Source organism: Candidatus Ruminimicrobium bovinum (genome assembly GCF_902760015.1).
In the GTDB taxonomy this organism is placed as follows: Bacteria; Elusimicrobiota; Endomicrobiia; order Endomicrobiales; family Endomicrobiaceae; genus Ruminimicrobium; species Ruminimicrobium bovinum.
Map to the genome: position 1 here is coordinate 1 of NZ_CACWEU010000223.1, position 7,212 is coordinate 7,212.

Sequence of the window (7,212 nt, forward strand, 5' to 3'; positions counted from 1 at the left end):
ACATATTTGACGGGATAGAGACATATGAAATAGAGGAAGTAAAAGAAGAGCCGAAAGAGACAAATAAGATAATAGAGAATATGGACAGAGTGACAAGGTTGGATGTAATAGTAACGGGAGGATTCCACAGCCAAACGGTAACCGATATTTTACAGAACGAAGGAGTAAGTTACATAGTAATAACGCCGAATGTTCAGGGCGGGGTAAAAGAAGCGGAAAAAACATATTACGAAATAGCCAAAGAACAAAAAGAAATCAACTTCCAAACTTTGGCAACATTGATAGCCTCATTAAGTACAAAGACTCAACAAAATTTATTACAGGATTTAAATTTAAAACCTGGTAGTACTAAAGATGATATTAAAAAAGCACTTGAACAATCTCCTTATATAGAAAAGATAGCAAAAAAAGTAGTTAATGCAGAAAAGGTAGAAAGTGATGATATTGATCTTCAAAGTGTAGAACTTATAGCAGATGTAATAGCAAAAGAATTTGGACAAGATAGTGAAAAATTAGAAAATTATATTGTTGATATTATAAATAACGAAGAAAAAGCAACAAGTTTTGCAACAGTTCTCAGTTTATTTTCAAAGGGTAAATTATCGGATAATGCTAAAGAAGCAGCAAAACAAATATTCTTAAATCCATATTTAAACAAATTTATTGAAGGAGCTAGTGAAAAAGTTCTTAGTTATAAAAACGGAGACCTTTATAAAGAGGGTGTATCATTAAAAGAATATTCTGAAAAACAAAAACAAGAAGAACAAAAATCATTTGTTGATAAATATAATTTTAATGAAATTTTTAAAAAAGTAAAAAATGTTATAAATGTAATAACAAATGAGCAGAAAAGAGAAGAAGCCGGTTTATATATTGATGATGAAAATTATGATGAAAAATTTGAAAAATATCTAACAAACCTTGCATATAGTGGTGACACTGAATATAAGAAATTTGAAGAGGCTTTTATTGGAGATATTGATAAAGTGATAGTTACTGGTAATGTAAAAAGTAATGCTGCAATAGAACTTTCAGGACAAACACATGATAAAAGCTATTATTTACCATTAAAAGATTCTATTGAAGATTCTTCTAATTTAGAAATGATAGATACAAGATTATTTGATGAGGATTTTATTAAAGCCGGAGAAACTAAGGAAGAAGCTAAAAAAAGAGCAGATGAATTGTTGAATTTCTTAAATGATGATTTAGCAGATAAAATAAAAAATAGAACGGAAGCAGATGTAAGGTATAAAATAACTTTAGACGATTTAAAAAGTAAAAAAATTGAAGATATAAGTAGTTTTTATTCTCTTTTAGGTAAAGAAACAGGTGAAAACAACAGTAAAGTGAAAGAACTATTAGAAAAATCAGAAGGATCTTTAGTTATAGGAAATACATTACAAGCTCCTTGGGAATATTTAATTGAATCTGCAATGAAATATGAAGATAGTGAAACAAGAATAAAATATTTAGTAGGTTTGCAAATTGACGGAATTCTTTCGGTTTTGTTAACAATTGGAAATTGTTTACAAAATTCACAAGATAGAGATATGAGAAGTGTGTTGCTATTTATTCATTCTTGTTGGTCTTTGAATAACCCTTGGGATAGATTAGCACATCTCCTTTTCCCTAAAGATTTCAAAAGAAACTATGATGATTGTTTGTCAATAGAAGAAATTATGAAAGATGGTGATTATCTAAAGGTAATGGATACTATTTACGCGGTTGAAAGGACTATGTATTTGTTCGAAGAAACTGTAAATCTTTTGAATTTAAATAATCAAGAAAAAGAAATAGTGGATGGTATCCTTAAAGAATGGGATAAATTAAAACAAGAAATGCAACAAGTTGTTGAAAAAGAAAAAAATGTAGTAGAAGATGAAGATATTGAAGAAATTGAAGAAGATATTTTAGATAAAGAAATATCAAGAGAATATGTTTTAAGTATTAAAGAAATAGAAGACAGATACAATCAAATTTTTTATTTAGATGATTTAATTGAAAAAGAGACGAGAGAAGAATTAAAGAAAGATTTTGAAAAAGAAAAACAAAAATTTTATGGATATTGGAAAAAAGTATCAGATGAATTAAATATAAGAACACCGGAAGAAATAACAAAACATGTTAATTATTTAGATGATTTAATTAAAGAAGCGACAGAAGAAGAATCAAAGAAAAATTTTGAAAAAGAAAAACAAGATTATCAAAAATTAATAATAGATGCAGTTAAAAAAGTAGATGAGCAGATAGAAAAAGAACAAGAACAAGAACAAAAAACAGAAGAAGAAACAAAAGCAGAATCTGCAAAGTTATCACTTGCTCAATACTTTACAAACAATGAAATGATAAACAATTATGTGATGCCTATTTTTGAAGAAGGAATATTTGGAATAGGAGCATTATTTGCATTAAGTTTAGTTAATCCGTTGTTAGCGATCCCCGGATTTTTATTTATAAGGTTTGTTTTATTTAACGGATTACATAGTATTGGGGAATGGAAAGCAGGGGAATTTAATTCAGTTATAAAACAAAATTTTATTAATCGTATATTTTTATCAAATGATCAAAGGAACAAAATTTATTCAGAATTGGAAACGAAAAAAGCTTTAGATAAATTGCGTGAAGCTTTAAATAATGAAAATACTACAGATGAAGATGTGAGAAATATAGCAAGTGAATTATTAAAGGTAGTATATAGCGAAAATTTAAATTCTTGGCAGAAAGAAATGATATTAGAAGATTTAGAGACTTTGTTGAGAGACATGTCGGATTCATATAGAGATATATTAAAAATAATGTTTTATAGATCTGAAAGAGATTTTGAAAAACAAATAGAGAATTTGTTGTTTTATAATATTAAAAGTGAACAGGATTCATTAGGATTATTTATATCTAAAATAAAATCACCGATAGGATTTATTTCAATACCGTATGCAATTCCTGTAGTAGCATTAAGTTTAGGAATATTTTCGCCTGCAATTGTTCCTTTTGCAATACTTGCAATGATGTTTCATATTCTAAACAATGTATATTCTTTTGAAAAACTAAGCTTTATTTCCAAATTTTTTAGAAAAGAGAAAAAAGAAGAAGTTAAAAATGAAGAAAAACAAGAAAAAGTAGAAAAGATAAAATCTGTTCAAGAACAAAAGGAAGTAATAATTGATTCTAGTGATTATGGAAAACAAGATCAGAAACAATTGGATAATATTAAAGAAAAAATTGATAAGAGTTCCAGCTCTGATGAAGATATAAAAGATATAATTAATGATATAGAGTTTATTGAAGAATATACAAGTCAAGAAGAACTTTTAAAAATTTTAAATAAAAAATATGGATTACAAAGAATTAAAATGATAGCAGGAAATATGGGTAAGGTGGCTTGGATATTGGCAACGATGGATGAAGAAAAGAAGGCAGAAGTTAATATAGAAGATGTTAAAAGGCAAATAAATGATGAATTTGAAAAATTATTAAGGCATGAAAAATATTTAGATTATTTGAATTATCTAGAAATAGAAAAAAATGATATTTTAGAATCGAATGATGTTGGAACGATTAGTGAATTTTTAAAACAAATTGAAAAAATAAATGAAATCCTTAACGATTCTAAATATGCTAGAACTATTGAAATAATTCCAAGTTCAACAATTAGTTTTATTGATAAAGATTCTGATATTCAATCTGATGAATATGTTCTTTATTATGAAAAAGGTATGAGACCGCAATATATTAGATTTGGAAAACAAAAATCTAAACTGAAACAGGTAGTAGAGAATCTTCAATTAAAAAATGTTAGGAGTGTAGAAGGAAGTCAAAGTATTTATTATGAAAATTTTAGTGATGAATTTGTTTCAAATGAAATATATAAACAATTGCGAGAGAACAAAGATTATAAAAATGTTAAACTTGAAAATGGAATTATTTCATATACAGATAAGGAGGGAAAGAATAGACAGATATATATTGGTAAAGAACTTCAAAAATATATATTAACGGAAGAGCAGGTAAAAGAAGTAATTGAAGAAGTGCAAAAAATAGAAGGATATTACGATATAGATATGGATTCACGGAGTAAATTGTATAATGAAATAGGTGTTGTCATTCGTGAGGATATGAAAGAGGAAGGAAAAATAAATAAGGATGATATTATTGAAAATGCTAAAGTATGGATAAAAAGAGACTTATTAAGTGAGGAACAACAAAAACAACAGAGTTTTCCTTTCCTTATGAAAGAATATGAGAGAGGAGAGGTAACAGATGGAATAATATTAAAAGAGGCAATAAAGGAAGCTCCGGAGTTGGTAGTTGCATCAATTGCTAATAGAATTAGCTCGTTTATTTTTGGTTCTAAAAATAAAGAGATAAACAAAATAATTAATAAGCTAAGAATGGGTACGGCAAATACAGAAGATGCTATTAGTGAATTAGTAAACCTGTCAAATGAAGATACGAGAGAAGATATAAAATATATTTTAATACAATATAGTAATGATTTGTCAAAAGCGGAAGAACATATTCAAAATTTATTTAATGTGGGTATATTGGGAAGATATTTTTTAAATAGTCATAAACAATATACGGAAAAAGATATTCCTGGAGTTATGAGAAACAGATTAGTTATGAGAGAAAATTTTCTTGAAATAAGTAAGGCTACATTTTCAGCTGCTGTTATTACTTCCTTAGCTTGGTTACCTTTTTTTGTTATGGCAATTTCTAATCCATTGTTTAGTACAGGTTCTCCAATGTCGATGGTTACTGCTGTTTTATCTGTTGTTGCTCCAATAATTATAACGTTTGGTGTAAATATTGGTAGTCATTTTAATTTAAATAAATCAGTTTCAAAAATATATGATTTTACAGAATTGAAACCTTATTTAGCGAAATCTATTTCTTTCGATAAAATGGCAATTGAGTTAAGTAACTTTGTAGCTGAAATATTTAATGATGAAATAGACGAAGATACTTTGGTATATGTAACAACAACATCTGATGAAATGGAACTTGCTAAAAATGATGAAAATAATGCAGAAAAGGCATTAATCATAGATATGAGTAAAGTAAATATAATCAATGGAGAAATAAAAGGAGAAAATAAACAAATAAGAAAAGGCAAATTAACAAATGACGGTAAAACAAGAATATTAACATCAAAAAAAGGAAATGTAATTACAGTAGAAGCTGTCTACACAAAAGGGATGACAACAGAGAATAGTGTTGAAGATTTAGTAAGTTTTGTTACAGAAAATACACCTGGTACAAATCCGCTTGTAAATTTAATTGGTACAACTAATCAAGCTGATGTAGCAAGAAAAAGAAGAGAATCTACGGTATATTCACAACAGGAAGGTATGGGGCTTACATATGTTCCGCAAAAAGGTCAAAAATCTGAAACTCTTATAAATGATATACGAAATAATGGGAAGGATGCTGATACTGTAGAAATTAGTTTTGAAGATTTAACAAAATTAACAAATTCTCAATTAGCAGAAATTAAAAATATGGGTTTAGGAATAAAATTAAATATAACATCTGAAGAAATTGAAAACAATGATGTAATAAAATTTTTTGCAGATGGTATAATAAATGGATTAAATGTAGTATATAAAACATCAGAAAAAGCAGAAAAAGGAATTACAAAATTAAACGAGATTGCAAAGCAAAGTGGTTTTGCCAATACAACTTTTTCATTACAAGTAGAAGGTGAAATAAGTAATGATTTGGTAGAAAAAGCTGATAATAATAATATAGTATTACGCCTGACAAAAGGACAAATTGAAAATGTAAAAGTAAAAAATACTTTAAAATCAAAAAATATGAAAGTGGATTTAATGACTACAGGTGAAGATATTAACAATATTGATAATTTAGAATTTGTTGCAAATTTTGTTACGGCAGAACCTAATAACTTGTTGTCTGCTTTAGGCAAAATTATAGGAGATAAATTTAAAACATGGAAAGGTGCAATAAAATCATTAGCTAAAGAAATAGAAGTAAAAATAAAAATGACACCTGCACAAAAGTTTGAAAAAGGCAAGAATGATGTATTAAAGAGAATAAATGCAAGTGAGTTTAATGAAATTAAAGGAGATAAATTTTTCACAGAAGGTTCAAAACTTAATAAAGATTTATCAGAATTATTAGTGAAAGATGATGTAGAAAATATAACAAAAGATGATATACAAAGTATAATAAATAGTGGTGTATTTGTTGATGACGTAAATGCAGACTTACAAGATTTATTGGAAAAAGATAAAGTATATGAAGCTTATGGAGCTTTAAGAGGTTTTGCTCAGCTTGCAATGCAAGAAATAGCGGTTAATAAGTATTTAGTAAGAAATACAGATAATAAAAATGAAATAATAGAAAAATTGAGTGGAGAATATAGTGATTTAAGAGATTATCTTACAATAGAAATGATAAAGTTATCAATGCAAGGTGAGGATTTGAATAAATTATTTGAGATAGAAGGAAATTTTGAGATGACAGTTGAACAGTTGGAGTCACTTGTAAAGAAAAATATGGATGAAATATTAAAACAAAACAGATACAAGATAGACACTTCAACACGTGCAACATTGGAAGATACAAGAAATATCCTTGATGCATTAGATTCTCAATTACCAAAAGCAAGAGTAGGTAGTAAGAGTGTAGAGGTTATGGCTATTAGTGCAACAAGAAGTATGTTAGCAGCTGCATAGTTTATAATATTAAAAAAAAGTTCTTTTAAATCCCTCTTTCTTGGCTAAAACATTTATTACAATGTTCCGAAAGGGGGATTTTTAAGAAAAATATAAAATGAAAACACTAAAAAAATTATTATCATCACCCTATAATCTACAAAAAATGCTTGCAATTTTTGTTGTTGCTTGTTTTTTTGTTTCTTCGGTCTGTCGTGATGCAGTAGCGGTAGCTGCAATGCCGACGGTAGATGCAACGCAATACAAACAAATATTTACTGATTTTATATTGCCCTACAGTTACGGGAAAATAACCAAAAGCCACTTTGCAGGAACCGACAGAGTAATAATAAACATACAGGATTTACATTGCCATCCGCAAGTTCAAAAAAATATCAGTAATATTATAGAAATGTTTGATAAGAAATACGGAGTAACCAATGTCTATTTGGAAGGAGCTTACGGTGATGTAAGCACAAAATGGTTAACCGAAAATATAAAGAATGACAAAAAGAAAACAGAAATCTTAAAT

At 27.5% G+C, this 7,212-nt stretch carries 2 protein-coding genes; both read left to right on the forward strand.

Annotated features, from left to right (window positions below; all coding sequences use genetic code 11):
* Positions 1-80 precede the first annotated feature (80 nt).
* Complete coding sequence (locus ACMUOV_RS07495; RefSeq protein ID WP_413854509.1) at positions 81-6,701, forward strand: hypothetical protein; 6,621 nt, start codon at positions 81-83, stop codon at positions 6,699-6,701.
* A gap of 97 nt (positions 6,702-6,798) precedes the next feature.
* Positions 6,799-7,212 (forward strand): hypothetical protein (locus tag ACMUOV_RS07500; RefSeq protein ID WP_413854510.1); only part of this gene is annotated, 414 nt, incomplete at its 3' end.

Bases quoted from the DNA above. Each gene is read 5' to 3' on its own strand.
- ACMUOV_RS07495 (WP_413854509.1), top strand. From the start codon at position 81: ATGGACAGAGTGACAAGGTTGGATGTAATAGTAACGGGAGGATTCCAC.